General features: G+C 71.3%; 14 protein-coding genes. 8 read left to right on the top strand and 6 right to left on the bottom strand.

Going from position 1 to position 17,728, the window contains the following annotated elements; translation table 11 throughout:
- Nucleotides 1-73: 73 nt before the first annotated feature.
- A complete protein-coding gene (locus K3769_RS09225) occupies nt 74-1,402 on the bottom strand; it encodes a DUF2252 domain-containing protein (RefSeq protein WP_267025943.1) in 1,329 nt (442 codons plus the stop codon).
- Between the two features lie 260 nt (nt 1,403-1,662).
- Here K3769_RS09225 and dnaE point away from each other — a divergent pair, with 260 nt between their 5' ends.
- Nucleotides 1,663-5,208 (top strand): DNA polymerase III subunit alpha, encoded by a 3,546-nt coding sequence (gene dnaE, locus K3769_RS09220; protein ID WP_267025942.1) that lies wholly within the window; start codon nt 1,663-1,665, stop codon nt 5,206-5,208.
- 109 nt (nt 5,209-5,317) lie between these two features.
- Here the strand turns inward: dnaE and K3769_RS09215 are convergent, their stop codons facing one another.
- Nucleotides 5,318-5,494 (bottom strand): hypothetical protein, encoded by a 177-nt coding sequence (locus K3769_RS09215; RefSeq protein ID WP_267025941.1) that lies wholly within the window; start codon nt 5,492-5,494, stop codon nt 5,318-5,320.
- A gap of 223 nt (nt 5,495-5,717) precedes the next feature.
- Between K3769_RS09215 and K3769_RS09210 the strand changes: the two genes are divergently transcribed.
- The 4 genes from K3769_RS09210 to K3769_RS09195 all read left to right on the top strand — a co-directional run bounded on the left by K3769_RS09210 (nt 5,718) and on the right by K3769_RS09195 (nt 9,886).
- Nucleotides 5,718-7,007 carry an NYN domain-containing protein gene (locus K3769_RS09210; protein ID WP_267025940.1) on the top strand — a complete coding sequence of 430 codons (1,290 nt, stop codon included), beginning with the start codon at nt 5,718-5,720 and terminating at the stop codon, nt 7,005-7,007.
- A gap of 243 nt (nt 7,008-7,250) precedes the next feature.
- Nucleotides 7,251-8,282, top strand: coding sequence for an ABC transporter ATP-binding protein (locus tag K3769_RS09205; protein ID WP_267025939.1), 1,032 nt, complete (start codon nt 7,251-7,253; stop codon nt 8,280-8,282).
- A 70-nt stretch (nt 8,283-8,352) separates the two neighbouring features.
- The gene (locus tag K3769_RS09200) at nt 8,353-9,204 is read left to right on the top strand and encodes an ABC transporter permease (RefSeq protein ID WP_267025938.1); all 852 of its coding nucleotides are present in this window, start codon (nt 8,353-8,355) and stop codon (nt 9,202-9,204) included.
- A 34-nt stretch (nt 9,205-9,238) separates the two neighbouring features.
- On the top strand, nt 9,239-9,886 hold the full coding sequence (locus K3769_RS09195) for an AAA family ATPase (protein ID WP_267025937.1): 648 nt from the start codon (nt 9,239-9,241) through the stop codon (nt 9,884-9,886).
- Between the two features lie 321 nt (nt 9,887-10,207).
- Here the strand turns inward: K3769_RS09195 and ybaK are convergent, their stop codons facing one another.
- From ybaK to K3769_RS09175, 4 genes are all read right to left on the bottom strand, one after another.
- The gene (gene ybaK / locus K3769_RS09190) at nt 10,208-10,711 is read right to left on the bottom strand and encodes a Cys-tRNA(Pro) deacylase (protein WP_267025936.1); all 504 of its coding nucleotides are present in this window, start codon (nt 10,709-10,711) and stop codon (nt 10,208-10,210) included.
- Between the two features lie 10 nt (nt 10,712-10,721).
- Nucleotides 10,722-11,462, bottom strand: coding sequence for an LON peptidase substrate-binding domain-containing protein (locus tag K3769_RS09185; RefSeq protein WP_267025935.1), 741 nt, complete (start codon nt 11,460-11,462; stop codon nt 10,722-10,724).
- Between the two features lie 11 nt (nt 11,463-11,473).
- Nucleotides 11,474-12,517, bottom strand: a complete 1,044-nt coding sequence (locus K3769_RS09180) for a hypothetical protein (RefSeq protein ID WP_267025934.1) — start codon at nt 12,515-12,517, stop codon at nt 11,474-11,476.
- A gap of 181 nt (nt 12,518-12,698) precedes the next feature.
- The gene (locus tag K3769_RS09175; RefSeq protein ID WP_267025933.1) at nt 12,699-14,279 is read right to left on the bottom strand and encodes an oxidoreductase; all 1,581 of its coding nucleotides are present in this window, start codon (nt 14,277-14,279) and stop codon (nt 12,699-12,701) included.
- Between the two features lie 213 nt (nt 14,280-14,492).
- On the opposite strand from K3769_RS09175, the gene hisD reads away from it, so the two are divergent.
- The 3 genes from hisD to hisB are packed head-to-tail and all read left to right on the top strand — an operon-like array spanning nt 14,493 to nt 17,727.
- On the top strand, nt 14,493-15,815 hold the full coding sequence (hisD, locus tag K3769_RS09170) for a histidinol dehydrogenase (RefSeq protein ID WP_267025932.1): 1,323 nt from the start codon (nt 14,493-14,495) through the stop codon (nt 15,813-15,815).
- Nucleotides 15,812-17,137: a histidinol-phosphate transaminase gene (locus K3769_RS09165; protein WP_267025931.1), complete on the top strand. Its 1,326-nt coding sequence runs from the start codon at nt 15,812-15,814 to the stop codon at nt 17,135-17,137. The genes hisD and K3769_RS09165 overlap by 4 nt, the downstream gene beginning before the upstream one ends.
- Nucleotides 17,134-17,727 carry an imidazoleglycerol-phosphate dehydratase HisB gene (gene hisB / locus K3769_RS09160; protein ID WP_107017516.1) on the top strand — a complete coding sequence of 198 codons (594 nt, stop codon included), beginning with the start codon at nt 17,134-17,136 and terminating at the stop codon, nt 17,725-17,727. The genes K3769_RS09165 and hisB overlap by 4 nt, the downstream gene beginning before the upstream one ends.
- Nucleotide 17,728 lies beyond the last annotated feature (1 nt).

The following is a 17,728-nucleotide window of genomic DNA, read 5'->3' as shown; positions in this document are numbered from 1 at the left end:
ACTCCTGTAAGGGACCCCTAAAGGGATCCTGTGGGCGGTCGGGGTCCGGCGGGCGAGGTCGGCGGGCGGGCGGCTACAGGCCCGGGATCCGGCCGTTGCGGTACAGGTCCACGAAGATCTGGTGGTCCTCACGCGCGCGTGCGCCGTACTCGTGCGCGAAGTCGACCAGGAGGTCGCCGAAGTTCTCCTCGTCGCCCGCGATCGCCGCGTCGATGGCGCGCTCGGTGGAGAACGGCACCAGCTCCGAGTGGCCGCTCTCGTCGTCCGCGGCGGCGTGCATGGTGGCGGTGGACCTGCCCAGGTCGGCGACGACCGCCGCGATCTCCTCCGGGTCGTCGATGTCGCCCCAGTCCAGGTCCACGGCGTACGGCGAGACCTCGGCGACCAGCTGGCCCGCGCCGTCCAGCTCGGTCCAGCCCAGCCACGGGTCGGCGTGCGCCTGGAGGGCGCGCTGGGAGATCACCGTGCGGTGGCCCTCGTGCTGGAAGTACTCGCGGATCGAGGAGTCCGTGATGTGCCGGGAGACGGCCGGGGTCTGGGCCTGCTTGATGTAGATCACCACATCGTTCTCCAGGGCGTCGGTGGCGCCCTCCAGCAGGATGTTGTACGAGGGCAGCCCGGCCGAGCCGATACCGATGCCGCGGCGGCCCACGACGTCCTTCACCCGGTACGAGTCGGGGCGGTCAAGGGACGACTCGGGCAGCGTCTCCAGATAGCCGTCGAAGGCGGCCAGGACCTTGTAGCGGGTGGCCGCGTCCAGCTCGATGGAACCGCCGCCCGGCGCGAAACGCCGCTCGAAGTCGCGGATCTCGGTCATCGAGTCGAGCAGCCCGAAGCGGGTCAGCGAGCGCGCGTCCCGCAGGACGTCCAGCAGGGGCCCCTGGGCGGTGTCCAGCGTGAAGGGCGGCACCTCGTCGCTCTTGGCGCCCGTCGCGAGGGCGTGGATGCGCTCCCGGTAGGCCGCCGCGTACGTCCGGACCAGGGTGGTGATCTGCTCGTCGCTCAGCGCCTTCGCGTAGCCGATCAGGGCCACCGAGGCCGCGAGGCGCTTGAGGTCCCAGGTGAACGGGCCGACGTACGCCTCGTCGAAGTCGTTCACGTTGAAGATCAGCCGGCCCTGGGCGTCCATGTACGTGCCGAAGTTCTCCGCGTGCAGGTCGCCGTGGATCCACACCCGGGAGGTGCGCTCGTCCAGGTACGGGCCGCCCCGCTTCTCCCGCTCCAGATCGTGGTAGAAGAGCCCTGCCGTCCCGCGGTAGAACGCGAACGCCGAGGCCGCCATCTTCCGGAACTTCACGCGGAACGCGGCCGGATCGGCGGCCAGCAGATCGCCGAAGGCGGTATGGAAGACGGCGAGGATCTCTTCGCCGCGCTGCTCGGCGCTGAGCTGCGGAACCGACATTGCTGGGTGCCTCCTGGTGCAGGTGATGCATGACGAGTGGGACGGAATGCGCGGTCCGCCGGAGCGGTTGTCTCCGTCATCCTCCAACGGACGGGGGCGCACGCGAGTGCCCGTTTACCGTCCGATGAAGGTACGCCCGAAGGTACGGGGGAGGGCGCTCGAAGTGTCAGTGCTCCGGCATACACTTCGTGGCTGTCCCCCGGACTGCCCGCAGCCCGCAGGACGTCCGTCGACGCCTGTTCGCCTTGGAGGCCGAAGCCGTGTCAAAGCCGCCGTTCACGCACCTGCACGTCCATACCCAGTACTCGCTGCTGGACGGTGCCGCGCGGCTGAAGGACATGTTCGACGCGTGCAACGAGATGGGCATGTCGCACATCGCGATGTCCGACCACGGCAACCTCCACGGGGCGTACGACTTCTTCCACTCGGCCAAGAAGGCGGGCGTCACCCCGATCATCGGCATCGAGGCGTACGTCGCCCCCGAGTCGCGGCGCAACAAGCGCAAGATCAAATGGGGCCAGCCGCACCAGAAGCGGGACGACATCTCCGGTTCCGGCGGTTACACCCACAAGACGATCTGGGCGGCGAACAAGACGGGGCTGCACAACCTCTTCAGGCTCTCCTCGGACGCGTACGCGGAGGGCTGGCTGCAGAAGTGGCCCCGCATGGACAAGGAGAGCATCTCCCAGTGGTCCGAGGGCCTGATCGCCTCCACGGGATGCCCCTCCGGCGAACTGCAGACCCGGCTGCGCCTCGGCCAGTTCGACGAGGCGGTCAAGGCGGCCTCCGAGTACCAGGACATCTTCGGCAAGGACCGGTACTTCCTGGAGCTGATGGACCACGGCATCGAGATCGAGAGCCGGGTCCGTGAGGACCTGCTGCGTGTCGGCAAGAAGCTCGGCATCCCGCCCCTGGTGACGAACGACTCGCACTACACGTACGCGCACGAGGCGACCGCCCACGACGCGCTGCTGTGCATCCAGACCGGCAAGAACCTCTCCGACCCCGACCGCTTCCGCTTCGACGGCACCGGTTACTACCTGAAGTCGACGGACGAGATGTACGCGGTCGACTCCTCGGACGCCTGGCAGGAAGGGTGCGCCAACACCCTCCTGGTGGCCGAGCAGATCGACACGACCGGCATGTTCGAGGCGAAGAACCTCATGCCGAAGTTCGACATCCCCGAGGGCTTCACCGAGGTCACCTGGTTCCAGGAGGAGGTGCGCCGCGGCATGGCGCGCCGCTTCCCCGGCGGCGTCCCCGAGGACCGCCAGAAGCAGGCCGAGTACGAGATGGACGTCATCATCCAGATGGGGTTCCCGGGGTACTTCCTCGTCGTCGCCGACTTCATCATGTGGGCCAAGAAGCAGGGCATCGCGGTCGGCCCGGGACGTGGCTCCGCCGCCGGTTCGATCGTGTCGTACGCGATGGGCATCACCGACCTCGACCCGATCCCGCACGGCCTGATCTTCGAGCGGTTCCTCAACCCCGAGCGCGTCTCCATGCCCGACGTCGACATCGACTTCGACGAGCGCCGGCGCGTCGAGGTGATCAGGTACGTGACGGAGAAGTACGGCGCCGACAAGGTCGCCATGATCGGCACGTACGGCAAGATCAAGGCGAAGAACGCCATCAAGGACTCCGCGCGCGTACTGGGCTACCCGTACGCGATGGGCGACCGGCTCACCAAGGCGATGCCCGCCGACGTCCTCGGCAAGGGCATCGACCTGAACGGCATCACGGACCCGAAGCACCCGCGTTACGGCGAGGCCGGCGAGATCCGCGGGATGTACGAGAACGAGCCGGACGTCAAGAAGGTCATCGACACCGCGAAGGGCGTCGAGGGCCTGGTCCGGCAGATGGGTGTGCACGCGGCCGGCGTGATCATGTCCAGCGAGCCCATCGTCGACCACGCCCCGGTCTGGGTGCGGCACACCGACAACGTCACGATCACCCAGTGGGACTACCCGCAGTGCGAGTCGCTCGGCCTGCTCAAGATGGACTTCCTGGGCCTGCGCAACCTCACGATCATGGACGACGCCATCAAGATGGTGAAGGCCAACAAGGGCATCGACCTGGAGATGCTCGCCCTCCCGCTGGACGACCCCAAGACCTTCGAACTGCTCTGCCGCGGTGACACCCTCGGCGTCTTCCAGTTCGACGGCGGCCCGATGCGCTCGCTGCTCCGCCAGATGCAGCCCGACAACTTCGAGGACATCTCCGCCGTCTCGGCCCTCTACCGGCCGGGCCCGATGGGCATGAACTCGCACATCAACTACGCGGAGCGCAAGAACGGCCGCCAGGAGATCACCCCGATCCACCCGGAGCTGGCGGAGCCGCTCGAAGAGGTCCTGGCGGTCACCTACGGCCTGATCGTGTACCAGGAGCAGGTGCAGAAGGCCGCCCAGATCATCGCCGGCTACTCGCTCGGCGAGGCCGACATCCTGCGCCGCGTGATGGGCAAGAAGAAGCCCGACGAGCTGGCGAAGAACTTCGTCCTCTTCCAGGAGGGCGCCCAGAAGAACGGCTACAGCGCCGAGGCGATCCAGGCCCTGTGGGACGTCCTGGTCCCGTTCGCCGGCTACGCGTTCAACAAGGCCCACTCGGCCGCGTACGGACTCGTCTCGTACTGGACCGGCTATCTGAAGGCGAACTACCCGGCCGAGTACATGGCCGCGCTGCTCACCTCGGTCAAGGACGACAAGGACAAGTCGGCGGTCTACCTCAACGAATGCCGGCGCATGAAGATCAAGGTCCTGCCGCCGAACGTCAACGAGTCGGAGCAGAACTTCGCCGCGCAGGGCGACGACGTGATCCTCTTCGGCCTCTCCGCCGTCCGCAACGTCGGTACGAACGTCGTCGAGTCGATCATCCGCAGCCGCAAGGCCAAGGGGAAGTACAACTCGTTCCCCGACTACCTCGACAAGGTCGAGGCCGCCGCCTGCAACAAGCGCACCACGGAATCCCTCATCAAGGCCGGCGCCTTCGACACGATGGGGCACACCCGCAAGGGCCTCACCGCGCACTTCGAGCCGATGATCGACAACGTCGTCGCGGTGAAGAGGAAAGAGGCCGAGGGACAGTTCGACCTCTTCGGCGGCATGGGCGAGGCGGACAACAGCGAGCCGGGCTTCGGCCTGGACGTCGAGTTCACCACCGACGAGTGGGACAAGGCCTACCTGCTCGCCCAGGAGCGGGAGATGCTCGGCCTGTACGTCTCCGACCACCCGCTCTTCGGCCTGGAGCACGTGCTCTCCGACAAGGCCGACGCGGGCATCGCCCAGCTCACCGGCGGGGAGCACGGGGACGGCGCGGTCGTCACCATCGGCGGCATCATCTCCGGCCTCCAGCGCAAGATGACCAAGCAGGGCAACGCCTGGGCCATCGCCACGGTCGAGGACCTGGCCGGTTCCATCGAGTGCATGTTCTTCCCCGCGACCTACCAGCTGGTGTCGACGCAACTCGTCGAGGACGCCGTGGTGTTCGTCAAGGGCCGCCTCGACAAGCGCGAGGACGTACCGCGGCTGGTCGCGATGGAACTGCAGGTACCGGACCTGTCGAACGCGGGCACCAACGCGCCCGTGATCCTCACCATCCCGGCCCTGAAGATCACCCCGCCCATGGTCAGCAGGCTCGGCGAGATCCTCAGCCACCACCGGGGGGAGAGCGAGGTGCGGATCCGGCTGCAGGGCCCGAGCAAGACCACCGTCCTGCGGCTCGACCGGCACCGGGTGAAGCCGGATCCCGCGCTCTTCGGGGACCTGAAGGTACTGCTGGGCCCGGCCTGCCTGGCGACGACCGGCTGACACCGGCCGGTAGCGGCTGACAGCGGCCGGCATCGGCGCGAGGGGCGCACCCGTGCACGGGTGCGCCCCTCGGCATGTTGCCCGGGCCGCAAAGGCCCGTGCGCTCGGCTCAGTTGTGGCCGAAACGCTTCTGGTGCTTACGGGCCACATCGGCCGGGCTGCCCTGGATCTGCGACACCGGCGACTGCTGCGCCTGTGCCGAGGACCGCTCGGACTGCTCGGACTGCTCCGGCTGCGACGAGCGGTCCTGTTCGCCGCCCTGCTTGCGGTTCTTGTTCTTGGCCATGGTGCTGCCTCCTACGGGGGTTTTTAGGGGCCAGGGCCGGGACCAGACTCACATAGGCTGAGGAATGACGCATTTCGGAGAATTACCGTGCGTAATAAGGGCTGTGGGCGAGCGATACGCCGATCCGCCACGCCGAAGATCGAGTTCCGGCCGTTAACCTCCGCGCGGTCGGGCAGACTCGAAGGAAGCCCGAAGCAAACCTCCCGGAAAGAGGGTGGATCGCGTGGACCGCTGCATCATCCTGGTGGACGCCGGTTATCTGCTCGGGGCCGCTGCCAGTCTCCTCGCCGGGGAACCCTCGCGATCCCGGATCACCGTTGACCACGCCGCCCTCATCCAGGGGCTGCGCGAGCGCGCCGAGTCCGAGACGGATCGGCCCCTGTTGCGCATCTACTGGTTCGACGGCGCCCCCGACCGCGTACCGCAGCCGGAGCACCGCAGGCTGCGGGTGATGCCCCGGGTCACGGTCCGGCTCGGCGCGCTGACGCGCAGCGACGGGCGGTGGGCGCAGAAGGGCGTCGACGCCGCCATGCACGCCGAGCTGACGGAACTGGCGCGCAACCGTGCCTGCTCCGACGTCGTGCTGGTCACCGGCGACGGGGATCTGCTGCCGGGCATGATGGCTGCCAAGGAACACGGGGTCGCCGTGCACCTGTGGGCCGTACAGGCCGCGGACGGCGACTACAACCAGTCCGAGGACCTGGTCGCCGAGGCCGACGAGCGGCGGGTGCTCGACCGGATCTGGATCACCAAGGCCGTCCGCGCCAAGGAACTCGGCGGCGTCTGCGCGCCGCCGCCCGTGCCGCGGCCCGAGATCGCCGCGATCCTCTCCGCGCCGCTGCCCGAGTCCGCGCTGGGCGCCGGGCTCGGCTCGGCGCCGGCCTCCGCGCTGGGCCCCGCCGGGGAGCGGACCGCGGACGAACGGGCCGCGGCGGAGACCGAGCACACGCAGGCCGCGCCGGGTGAGAACGGCACGGAGGCGCGGGTGCCGGCCGCCAAGGGGGTGCCCACACCGAAGGATCTGGCCGCGCTGCGGGCCCCCGGACCACCCGGTGCGCCCGGCGGCGCGGCGGCGCAGCAGCCCGCGAACGCGACGCTGCGCTGGTCGTCCGACAAGGGGTGGGTGGACCGGCCCGGCACCGCCGCCGCGGAGAACGCGGAGGCGGCGCTGCTGCCGACGCTCGCGCAGCTCACCTCGGCGGAGCAGCGGTGGGCCGACCGCGAGGAGGACATCACCACGGTGGGCGGTGATCCGTTCGAGGTGGGGCAGGTGTTCGCCCGGCGGTGGATGGAGCGGCTGGCTGACCAGGCGATGCTGCCCAAGCTGTCCACGATGTATCCGCGGGTGCCGCACCGGATCGACGGGGAGCTGTTGCGGTACGCGGCGCGGTTCGGGCTGCTCGCGCACAAGGACGATCAGATCGATGAGCATGATCGGTATGCGATCCGGGCGGGGTTCTGGCGGGAGATCGACGCACGGACCGCGACGGAGCACGCTTCCGCGGGGGAGTAGGAGGGGTCGGCTTCCGCGGGGGCGGGGTGTCGGGTGCGGGCTGGTCGGTGCGGAGGTTTTGCGCAGTTCCCCGCGCCCCTGGGGGTGGGGGCGTCGCGTTGTCGGCCGCGGGTCGGGTGGGGGGATTGCGCAGTTCCCCGCGCCCCTCAGGGGCGGGGGTGCCGTGGGGTCGGTGACCATTCGTGGCGGGTATGTCCTCCCCGCGCGTCGTTCGGGGGGTGGGACCCCGTAGTCTCGGGTCTCGTGAGTACGCGCACCGCACAGGCAGTCCGGGACGGGCACGGCGGGGATGTCGTGTGTGCCGTGCGGGATCTTACGAAGACCTATCGGGCGGTGCGCGGCCGGCGCGGGCAGCCCGCGACACCCGAGGTGCGGGCCACCGACGGGGTGCGGATCGACATCCGGCAGGGCGAGATCTTCGGACTGCTCGGGCCGAACGGCGCCGGCAAGACCACCCTCGTACGCCAGCTCACCGGACTGATGCGCCCCGACCGCGGCAGCGTCGAGATCCTGGGGCACGACATCGTGCGCCACCCCGAGCGCGCGTCGCGGATCCTCGCGTACCTCGGGCAGGAGTCCACCGCGCTCGACGAGCTGACCGTGTCGCTCGCCGCGGAGACCACCGGCCGACTGCGCGGCCTCGACGCGCGCAGCGCGCGGGCCGAGCGGGACGCGGTCCTGGAGGAGCTGGGGCTCACCGCGCTCGCCTCGCGGCCCCTGAAGAAGCTCTCCGGCGGCCAGCGGCGGCTCGCCTGCTTCGCGACCACCCTCGTCGGCGCGCGGCCGTTCCTCGTCCTCGACGAGCCCACCACCGGGATGGACCCCGTCGCCCGCCGGGCCGTCTGGAGCGCCGTCGACCGGCGCCGGGCCGAGCACGCCACGACGGTCCTCCTCGTCACCCACAACGTCATCGAGGCGGAGACCGTCCTCGACCGGGTCGCCGTCCTCGACCGGGGCCGCGTCATCGCCTGCGACACCCCCGCCGGCCTGAAGGAACAGGTCGCCGGGGAGGTGCGGCTCGAACTCGTCTGGCGCGAGCGCGCCCCCCTCGACGTACCGGAAGTCGCGGCCCTGCGCGACCGCGCCGTAGAGTCGGGCCGTCGCTGGTCGCTGCGGCTCACTCCCGAGGAGGCCCGCGCGGCCGTCGCGGCGGTCACCGGCGGCGCCGCCTTCGCGGCCCTGGACGACTTCACGCTCGCCACGCCGAGCCTGGAGGACGTGTATCTGGCACTGGGCGGCAGCGCCGGAAGCGTACGGGGGTTGGTCAAGGCATGAGCACGCGGACCCCCGCAGCCGTACGGAACAGGTACAGGACGACAGCCGAAGCGAACAGGAGCCGCTCGACGTGAGTGTCGTACCCGCCGAGGTCCTGCCCGGCGCAGCCCGTGCGGACGGGAGCCGGTCCGGTCAGGGCGCGGACACCGAGGACGGTGCCCGCGCGGTGGCCGTGCTCGGACCGCGCGCGCGGCTGTGGCCGGCGCTGGCCGCCGTCTACCGGGCGCAGCTCTCCCGGGCCAGGGTGGCGCGGATCCCGCTGCTGTTCGTGGCGACCTTCCAGTCGATCGGGATCATGGTCCTGATGCGCGGAGTCGTGGACGGCGGCGGTGAGGCGCGGGCCGTGGTCGCCGGTTCGTCGGTCCTCGTGGTCGCGTTCGTCGCGCTCAACCTGCTGGCCCAGTACTTCGGGCAGCTGCGCGCCAGTGGCGGGCTCGACCACTACGCGACGCTGCCCGTACCGCCGGCCGCCGTCGTGCTCGGCGCCGCCGCCGCGTACGCCTCCTTCACCGTGCCGGGGACGCTCGTGACCGCCGTCGTGGGCAGCGTCCTCTTCCAGTTGCCGATGACGCACCTGTGGATCCTCGTCGCCGTCATCCCGCTCGCGGGCGCGGCGCTCGCCGGGCTCGGAGCGGCGCTCGGACTGCTCGCGCCCCGGCCCGAACTGGCTACACTGCTCGGCCAGTTGGGTATGTCGGCCGCGCTGCTGCTCGGCGTGCTGCCGCCGGACCGGCTGCCGGTGTTCGTGCAGTGGGCGCGTGATCTGCTGCCCTCCACCTACGGGGTCGAGGCGCTCGGGCTGACCTTCGGTCCCGACCCGGACTGGGGGGTCGTGCTGCTCGACCTCGCCGTCTGCGCGGGCGTCGGCGTCGCCTCGCTGGCCGTCGCGACCTGGGCCTACCGCCGGGCGGCCGTCCGGTGACGCGCCCGACAGGCGGGCCTGGCACGATGTCGGTGTGACCGCACCGCTGAACCCGCCTCCGCCGCCGCACCACCAGCCGCCGCACGACGCCTGGCAGGCGCCGCCCGCCGGGTACGGGCTCGGTCATCAGGAGGACGGTCCCGGAATGAAGACAGAGCTGCGCGAGGCCGCGATCATCGCGGTCGCGATGGCGGTCGGCGGGCTGCTGCTCGGTGTCCTGTGGTGGTGGCTGGCCCCGCACGTGCCGCTGGTCTCGGACGACACCACCGTCTACCTCGCGGACACGGAGGGGGAGCAGGCCATCGGCGTGGACGGGACGTTCACCCTGCTGGCGCTCGGCCTCGGCCTGGTCAGCGCGCTGGTGGTGTTCCTGCTGCGGCGCGGGGGCGGCATCGCGCTCGTCGTCGCCCTCACCGTCGGCGGCGTCCTCGGCTCCCTGGTCGCCTGGCGCCTGGGCATCTGGCTCGGACCCACGCAGGACGTGGTCGCGCACGCCAAGGAGGCCGGCAAGGGCGTCACCTTCGACGCCCCGCTGGAACTCGGCGCGAAGGGCGCGCTGCTCGCCTGGTCCCTCTCGGCCCTCCTGGTCCACCTGGGCCTGACGGCCCTCTTCGGCCCCAGGGACCCGGACCCCTTCGAGTCCCCGTACTACCCGCAGAACCCGCAGACTCCGCAGGCCTGACGACTACCCGGTCGGGGGCAGCCCCGCAGGGGCGCCCCGAGGGGCGCGGGGAACCGCGCGCCCAGCGGCAGCCCACCCGCAACCGAATCACGGCCCATGCGGCACTCGCGGCCCGGGCGGCAACGCACGGCCCGCGCGGCACCTCACCGGTCCGGCGGAGCGCTCAGGCCGGCCGGCGCCCATGGTTCGCCCGTCCCTTGCGTACCCGCCACTTCCGCTTGCGCGTCTTCTTCGACATGTCCTCGGTACTTAACCGAGAACCCGGCTCCCGTCGAGAGACCGCGCGCCCCCGTCGAGAGGCCGCGCATGCCCGTCGAGAGCTCAGAGCCGCCCGACGGGCGCCACCACCGCGTCCGTGAGCCGCGCGAGGTCGTCCGGGGCCAGCTCGACCTCCAGCCCCCGCCGCCCCGCGGAGACGCAGATCGTGGCGTGCCCGCGTGCGGACGCGTCCAGGACCGTACGGAGCCGTTTGCGCTGGCCGAGCGGCGAGATGCCCCCGCGGACGTACCCCGTGGTGCGTTCCGCGGCGGCCGGATCGGCCATCGCGGCCCGTTTGCCGCCGACCGCCGCCGCCAGCGCCTTCAGGTCGAGGGAGCCGGCCACGGGCACGACGGCGACCGTCAGATCCCCGTCGACGTCCGCGACCAGCGTCTTGAAGACCCGGTCCGGGGACACGCCCATGGCCTCGGCGGCCTCCTCCCCGTACGAGGGGTGCGCCGGGTCGTGTTCGTAGGCGTGGACCGTGAATCCGACCCCCGCCGCGGTGAGCGCCACGGTCGCCGGTGTCCCGCCCGCCTGCTGCTGCTTCTTCGCCTTCTTGGCCAAAAAAGGTCCTTCAGTTGAGGTTGGTCGGCCCGCGCGTCAGCTCCGAGGCGGGCAGTGAGGGCAGATTGCGGATGATGGCGGTCTCCGCCCGCAGCAGCGTCAGCTCCTCGCGCAGCCGGGACGCCGTGTCCGGTGCCTGCAGCAGCCGCTGCTTGGCCGGGACGTCGAGCATCGCCGCCGCCGCGACCAGGTAGGAGACGACGGACGGCTCGTCCGGCAGATCGGCCCCGGTGGCCAGCGACCGCTCCCGCGCGCCCGCCAGCCGCTTCTGGTACTGCCGGAAGGCCCGCAGCACCCCTTCCGCCAGCGCCCCGGCCTCGTCGCCCGGCTCCTCCGCCAGCTCCTCCAGCTCGGCCGTCAGATAGGGGCCGGAGGCGTCCACGGAGGCCAGCCGCACCCGGGTCGTCCCGGTGGCCAGCACCTCGAAGCTGCCGTCGGCCCGCTCCCGGATCGTCGCCGCGTCGGCGATACAGCCCACCGCGTGGAAGGCCTTGAGCGGTTCGTCGCCGAAGCCGGCCGAGGGCCCGCGTTGCGGTACGGCCGTCTGGTCGGGCATACCGGGCGAGGTGGCGGCCACCTCGTGGCCGTCGCGGATGGCGACGACGGCGAACCGGCGCGGTTCGTCCTCGGGTGTCTTGAGCAGATCGCGCATCATCGCGCGGTAGCGCTCCTCGAAGATGTTCAGCGGCAGGACGAGCCCGGGAAACAGCACCGAGTTCAGGGGGAAGAGTGGGAGCCGGACGGTGGTCACGACGCGAAAGCCTAATGGTCACCGGAGGGCGCGCGTCCGCCGTGCTCACTTCGTGGATGCGGAAGATCCCCGCTCCGTGCCCGCAGAGGGCGCTCCGAGGCCACCTGGATCCGGATCCCGTCGCGCAGTTCGAGGAACTGGCCGAGCGGATCGTCCGAGACCCGGTCCCAGGGGAACGAGGTGGCGTACGGGCCGATCCGGCGCAGTTGTTCCAGCGCGTCCTCCCAGCGTTCCAGCCTGACCAGCACATAGGTGAGCAGATTGCGGACCTGCGCGGGCCACGGGTCGGCGTCCTCGTACTCGGCGGAGAGGGCGATCGCGAGGTCGGCCGCCGCGTCGAGGCGTACGCGACCGACGGCGGCCCCGCCGCCCTCGGTCAGATAGGCGAAGGCCGCCCGTACGGGCAGGGCCTGGACCAGGGAGCCGGGCAGCGCGTCGTGGGCGGCGCGCTCGGCGAAGTCGAAGCACTCGCGGTGCGAGCCGTACCACGCGGCGGACAGGTACTGCAGGGCGGCCACATGGCAGCCGTAGTGGTGCGGGGAGCGGCGGACGGCCTGCGCCCACAGCCGCTCGAACTCGGCGTGCGAGGCGTTGGTGCCGCGGGCGTGGTCCAGCGCGATCCGCCACGGGACGGGGTCGCGCGGGTCGCCCTCGGCGGCGGCGGAGATCAGCGGCCCTACCTGGCGCAGCAGTTCGGCGCGGGCCGGTGACCGCCAGCTCCGGCACACCGCGAGCTCGGCCTTGACCAGGGCCGCGTCCGGGTCGTGCGGGGCGGCGGAGCGCCAGTCGTCGAACCACTCGTCGCGGGAGAGGGCGAAGGCCGCGAGGCGGGTCGTGTACCGGTCCCGGTTCTCCCACTCGGCCGACTCGCGGGTGGTGGACAGCAGTTTGCCGGCCGGGCCGTACTCGCCCCGGCCCGCCGCGACCAGGGCCGGGCCGAGCCGCTCGTCCGGGGCGTCCAGCAGGACCTCGTCGTCGGCGGGCAGACCGGCGGCGAGACTCGAAGTGTTCCGCGCCATCCGGATCGTACGGAGGAGCGCTCGCAGCAATGCCATGGTGGTTCCATTGAAAACCGCAGGTCGGACCGGTACCAGAGGATGCGCGGTGACGCTTTCGTAACCGTGGTTTGGTTGCGTGGGGATCGGTCAAGGCCGGGTAAAAGGTGACGGTCGCTCAGCCCTGGGGGGTGGGCGCCCAGCCTCGGGGAGTGTGCGCCCAGCCTCGGGGAGCGTGCGCTCAGACTCTGCGGAGCGTGCGGGTCGCGCCCGCCGCCACCGTCGTCGCCAGTACCCAGCCCAGCAGGATCACCACCGCGGCCAGCCACTGCCAGCCGCCGCGCAACTGCCAGTAGCCGGCCTGGCCGAGGTCTATCAGCGGCAGCAGCAGGTCCAGGGCGAACAGCGTCGGGTTCCAGGGCGGGTGCTCGCCCGTCTTGAGCGGCGGATGGTCGGCGTGCGCGAAGGCGAAGGAGGTCACCGCCCACAGCACGCCCATCCAGAGGGCCGCGCGCCCCGGCCGGTACCCGTAGGCGACCGTCCAGTCCTGTACGTAACCCCACAGCCTGGCCGCGATCGGCAGGTTCTCGCGCCGGTGGCGCTGCTTGGCGAGCAGCACCTCGCGCGCCTCCTCGTCCTCGCCGCCGTTGCGCAGCACCGTGGCCAGCCGCTCGTACGGCTCCGGGTTGTACTCCGGCGTGGCCGCGGCCACCCACTGCAGGCGCCGGGACAGCGGGAACGGGCCGCGCGGCACCAGGTACTCGTACTGGAAGCCGCCCATCTGCAGCTGGCCCGCGCCCGGCCAGCTGGTCGCCTGGTCGATGAGGGTGACCACACGTGCCCCGTTCAGCACGACCCGCCCGCGCTGCGGACGCCGGCCGAGGAACCGCAGCTCGGGCACCTGGACGCGGCGCAGCGAGATCTCCTGGTCGTCGCGCAGGGTGAGCCGGGCCTGCTCGAAGTCCACCGCGTCGCCGAACCGGCCGTCGTCGAGCCGGATCCCGCCCTCGCACGCGAACCGCTGTACCCGGGTGCCGTGCGCGGGGGTCCGGCCGCTGGTCAGCACGGGGTCGCCGATGCCCGCGGGGGTCAGGTACATGGTGCGCTCGACGGTCAGCTGCGGTGCGTTGAGCGCCCGGCGCCCGTACGGATTGGCCAGCCGGCTGCCGCGCAGGCTGAGCGAGACGCCGACCTTCGCGCCGCGCAGGCTCAGCTCGCCGTGCGACTCCATCATCTCGGCCTGCAGGTCCTGCCCGATGGTCATCCCGTCGCCGACGAGGGAGTTGTCGCGCCGGTCCCGGTAGATCACCGACTGGTTGAGCAGCAGGTCCGTGCCTATGTGCGCGTCGGTGAGGCGTACGCCGTTGTGGAAGCGGCAGCGCGGCATGTGCAGATCACCCTCGGTGTGCAGCCGGGCCGCCTCCAGGCGCGGTATCGCGCAGTCCACCAGCCGCAGTGTCGTGAACCGGGACTCCGGCAGCAGGATCTCCTTCTCGAAACGGCAGCCCTTCATCTCGACGTACGGCTCCACGGTGCCGCCCGCCAGGTCGAGCGAGTCGGCGATCTGGACCCCGGTCAGCTTGAGAGAGGCCACGCGGCCGTCGAGGGCGGGCGGGCCGTTCAGCAGCAGCCGGCACACGACCCTGGCCCGTACCGTGCGCTCCGGGCCCCAGGGGTGGCCACCGTGCGGATCGTCGGCGGCGGTGTCCCCGGCCCGCAGGTCGTACACGCTGCCGTTGCGGAACGCCTGCCACATGCCGGCCTCGGCCGCGTTCAGGTCGTCGGGCAGTTCGCCGACGCGCAGGCCGGCCCCATCGGTCACCGTTTTCCCTCACTCCTCAGTTACCCGCCGGTTCGTACAGCCGTCCCTGTGATGCCCGCTGAGTCGGCGCCTGAACGCCGAGAGTGACGATGGTGGCTCTCAGTGACGACGGGGGGCCGGGATCAAGCCACGTACCGGCCGGTGATCCAGGGCTCGTATCAGCGATTGATACAGCCGTCCGACGTCCGAGCGCCGTCTGAGAGAATTGACCATGTGATCTCCCGAATCGATCTGCGCGGCGACGCCCTACCCGAGGGCCCCGCCCTGCGCGACCTGCTGCCCCGAGCCGACTTCGACGTTTCGGCCGCCCTGGAGAAGGTGCGTCCGATCTGCGAGGCCGTGCATCATCGGGGTGACGCGGCGCTGATCGACTACGCGGAGAAGTTCGACGGCGTACGCCTGGAGTCCGTACGGGTTCCGGGGCGGGCCCTCGCGGACGCGCTCGAACAGCTCGATCCGGATGTGCGCGCGGCCCTGGAGGAGTCGATCCGCCGCGCCCGCGTCGTCCACCGCGCGCAGCGCCGCACCGCCCACACCACCCAGGTGGTCCCCGGCGGCTCGGTGACCGAGAAGTGGGTGCCCGTCGACCGCGTGGGGCTGTACGCGCCCGGCGGCCGGTCCGTGTACCCCTCGTCCGTGATCATGAACGTGGTCCCGGCGCAGGAGGCCGGCGTCGCGTCGATCGCGCTCGCCTCGCCCGCCCAGGCCGACTTCGGCGGCCTGCCGCACCCGACGATCCTGGCGGCCTGCGCGCTGCTCGGCATCGACGAGGTGTACGCGGCCGGCGGCGCGACCGCCGTGGCGATGTTCGCGTACGGCACCGAGTCCTGCCCGCCCGCCAACATGGTGACCGGCCCCGGCAACATCTGGGTCGCCGCCGCCAAGCGCTACTTCGCGGGCCGGATCGGCATCGACGCCGAGGCGGGTCCGACCGAGATCGCGATTCTCGCCGACGACAGCGCCGACCCCGTGCACGTCGCCTCCGACCTGATCAGCCAGGCCGAGCACGACCCGCTGGCCGCCGCCGTCCTCGTCACCGACTCCCTCGCGCTGGCCGACGCGGTCGCCAAGGAGCTGGAGCCGCAGGTCGCCGCCACCAAGCACATCGAGGACCGGATCGTCCCGGCGCTCGGCGGCAGGCAGTCCGCGATCGTGCTGGTCGACGGGGTGGCGGAGGGCCTGCGGGTGGTCAACGCCTACGGCGCCGAGCACCTGGAGATCCAGACGGCCGACGCGCACGCGGTCGCCGACCGGGTCACCAACGCCGGCGCGGTCTTCGTCGGCCCCTGGGCGCCCGTCTCCCTCGGTGACTACGCGGCCGGCTCCAACCACGTCCTGCCGACCGGCGGCTGCGCCTGCCACTCCTCGGGTCTGTCCGTCCAGTCGTTCCTGCGCGGCATCCACATCGTCGACTACACCCGCGACGCGCTGGCCGAGGTCGCCCACCACGTGGTGACGCTCGCCGAGGCGGAGGATCTTCCCGCCCACGGCGCCGCGGTCAAGGCCCGGTTCGGCTGGAAGGTGCCCGGCAAGTGAGTACCCCCGACCGTTCCCACGGCAGCCCTTCGGGAAGCGCTTCCGGCAGCCCTTCGGGAAGCGCTTCCGGCAGCCCTTCGGACACCGCTTCCGGCAGCCCTTCGGACACCGCTTCCGGCCGTTCCCTCGGTATCGACGACCTGCCCGTCCGCGACGAACTGCGCGGGAAGTCCCCGTACGGCGCGCCCCAGCTCGACGTGCCCGTCCGGCTCAACACCAACGAGAATCCGTACCCGCTGCCCGAACCGCTCGTCGAGCGGATCGCCGAGCGGGTGCGCGAGGCCGCGCGGCACCTCAACCGCTACCCCGACCGGGACGCGGTGGAGCTGCGCACCGAGCTGGCCGCCTATCTGACGAAGACCGGCAGGCACGTGGTCGGCGTCGAGAACGTGTGGGCGGCCAACGGCTCGAACGAGGTCATCCAGCAACTGCTGCAGACCTTCGGCGGGCCCGGCCGCACCGCGATCGGCTTCGAGCCCTCGTACTCGATGCACGGGCTGATCGCGCGCGGCACCGGCACCGGATGGATCTCCGGTCCCCGCAACGACGACTTCACCATCGACACGGCCGCGGCCGAGCAGGCCATCGCCGAGCACCGGCCCGACGTCGTGTTCATCACCACCCCCAACAACCCCACGGGCAACGCGGTCCCACCCGCCACGGTCCTCGCGCTGTACGAGGCGGCGCAGGCCGCCAGGGCCGAAACCGGCGGCGCGATGGTCGTCGTCGACGAGGCCTACGTCGAATTCAGTCACGGTGAGTCACTGCTGCCGCTGCTCGAAGATCGGCCGAATCTCGTCGTCTCGCGCACCATGTCGAAGGCGTTCGGGGCGGCCGGGCTGCGCCTCGGCTACCTCGCCGCACACCCGGCGGTCGTGGACGCCGTCCAGCTCGTACGGCTGCCGTACCACCTGTCGGCCGTCACCCAGGCGACCGCGCTGGCCGCCCTGGAGCACACCGACACCCTGCTCGGCTACGTCGAGCAGCTGAAGACGGAGCGTGACCGGCTGGTGGCCGAACTGCGCGCGCTGGGTTTCGAGGTGACCGAGTCCGACGCCAACTTCGTCCAGTTCGGACGGTTCGACGGCGCGGCCGGCTCGCACGAGGCGTGGCGGCGGATCCTCGACCGGGGCGTCCTGGTCCGGGACAACGGCGTACCGGGATGGCTGCGGGTCACCGCGGGCACCCCCGCCGAGAACGACGCGTTCCTCGACGCGGTGCGTGCGCTGCCGCGCGAGTCCCCGCGTGCGTCGCCGAGTGAGTTGCAGACATCCGTGCCCGTGGGGGACACCCCCGCACCCCCGAAGGAGCAGAGCGCATGAGCCGCGTCGGCCGTGTCGAACGGATCACCAAGGAGACCTCCGTCGTCGTCGAGATCGATCTCGACGGCAGCGGAAAGGTCGATGTGTCGACAGGCGTCGGCTTCTACGACCACATGCTCGACCAACTCGGCCGGCACGGTCTGTTCGACCTGACCGTGAAGACCGAGGGCGACCTGCACATCGACTCGCACCACACCATCGAGGACACCGCCCTCGCCCTGGGCGGCGCCTTCAAGCAGGCGCTCGGCGACAAGGTCGGCATCTACCGCTTCGGCAACTGCACCGTCCCGCTGGACGAGTCGCTCGCCCAGGTGACCGTCGACCTCTCGGGGCGCCCCTACCTCGTGCACACCGAGCCCGAGAAGATGGCGCCGATGATCGGCGAGTACGACACGACGATGACCCGGCACATCCTGGAGTCCTTCGTCGCCCAGGCGCAGATCGCCCTGCACGTGCACGTGCCGTACGGGCGCAACGCCCACCACATCGTGGAGTGCCAGTTCAAGGCGCTCGCCCGGGCCCTGCGGTACGCCTCCGAGCGCGACCCGCGCGCGGCGGGCATCCTTCCCTCCACGAAGGGCGCGCTGTAGG

Origin of the sequence: Streptomyces ortus, assembly GCF_026341275.1 — a bacterium.
Classification (GTDB): Bacteria; Actinomycetota; Actinomycetes; order Streptomycetales; family Streptomycetaceae; genus Streptomyces; species Streptomyces ortus.
The sequence above is the reverse complement of the archived record's forward strand: the minus strand, read 5'-3'. Positions and strand labels throughout refer to the sequence as shown.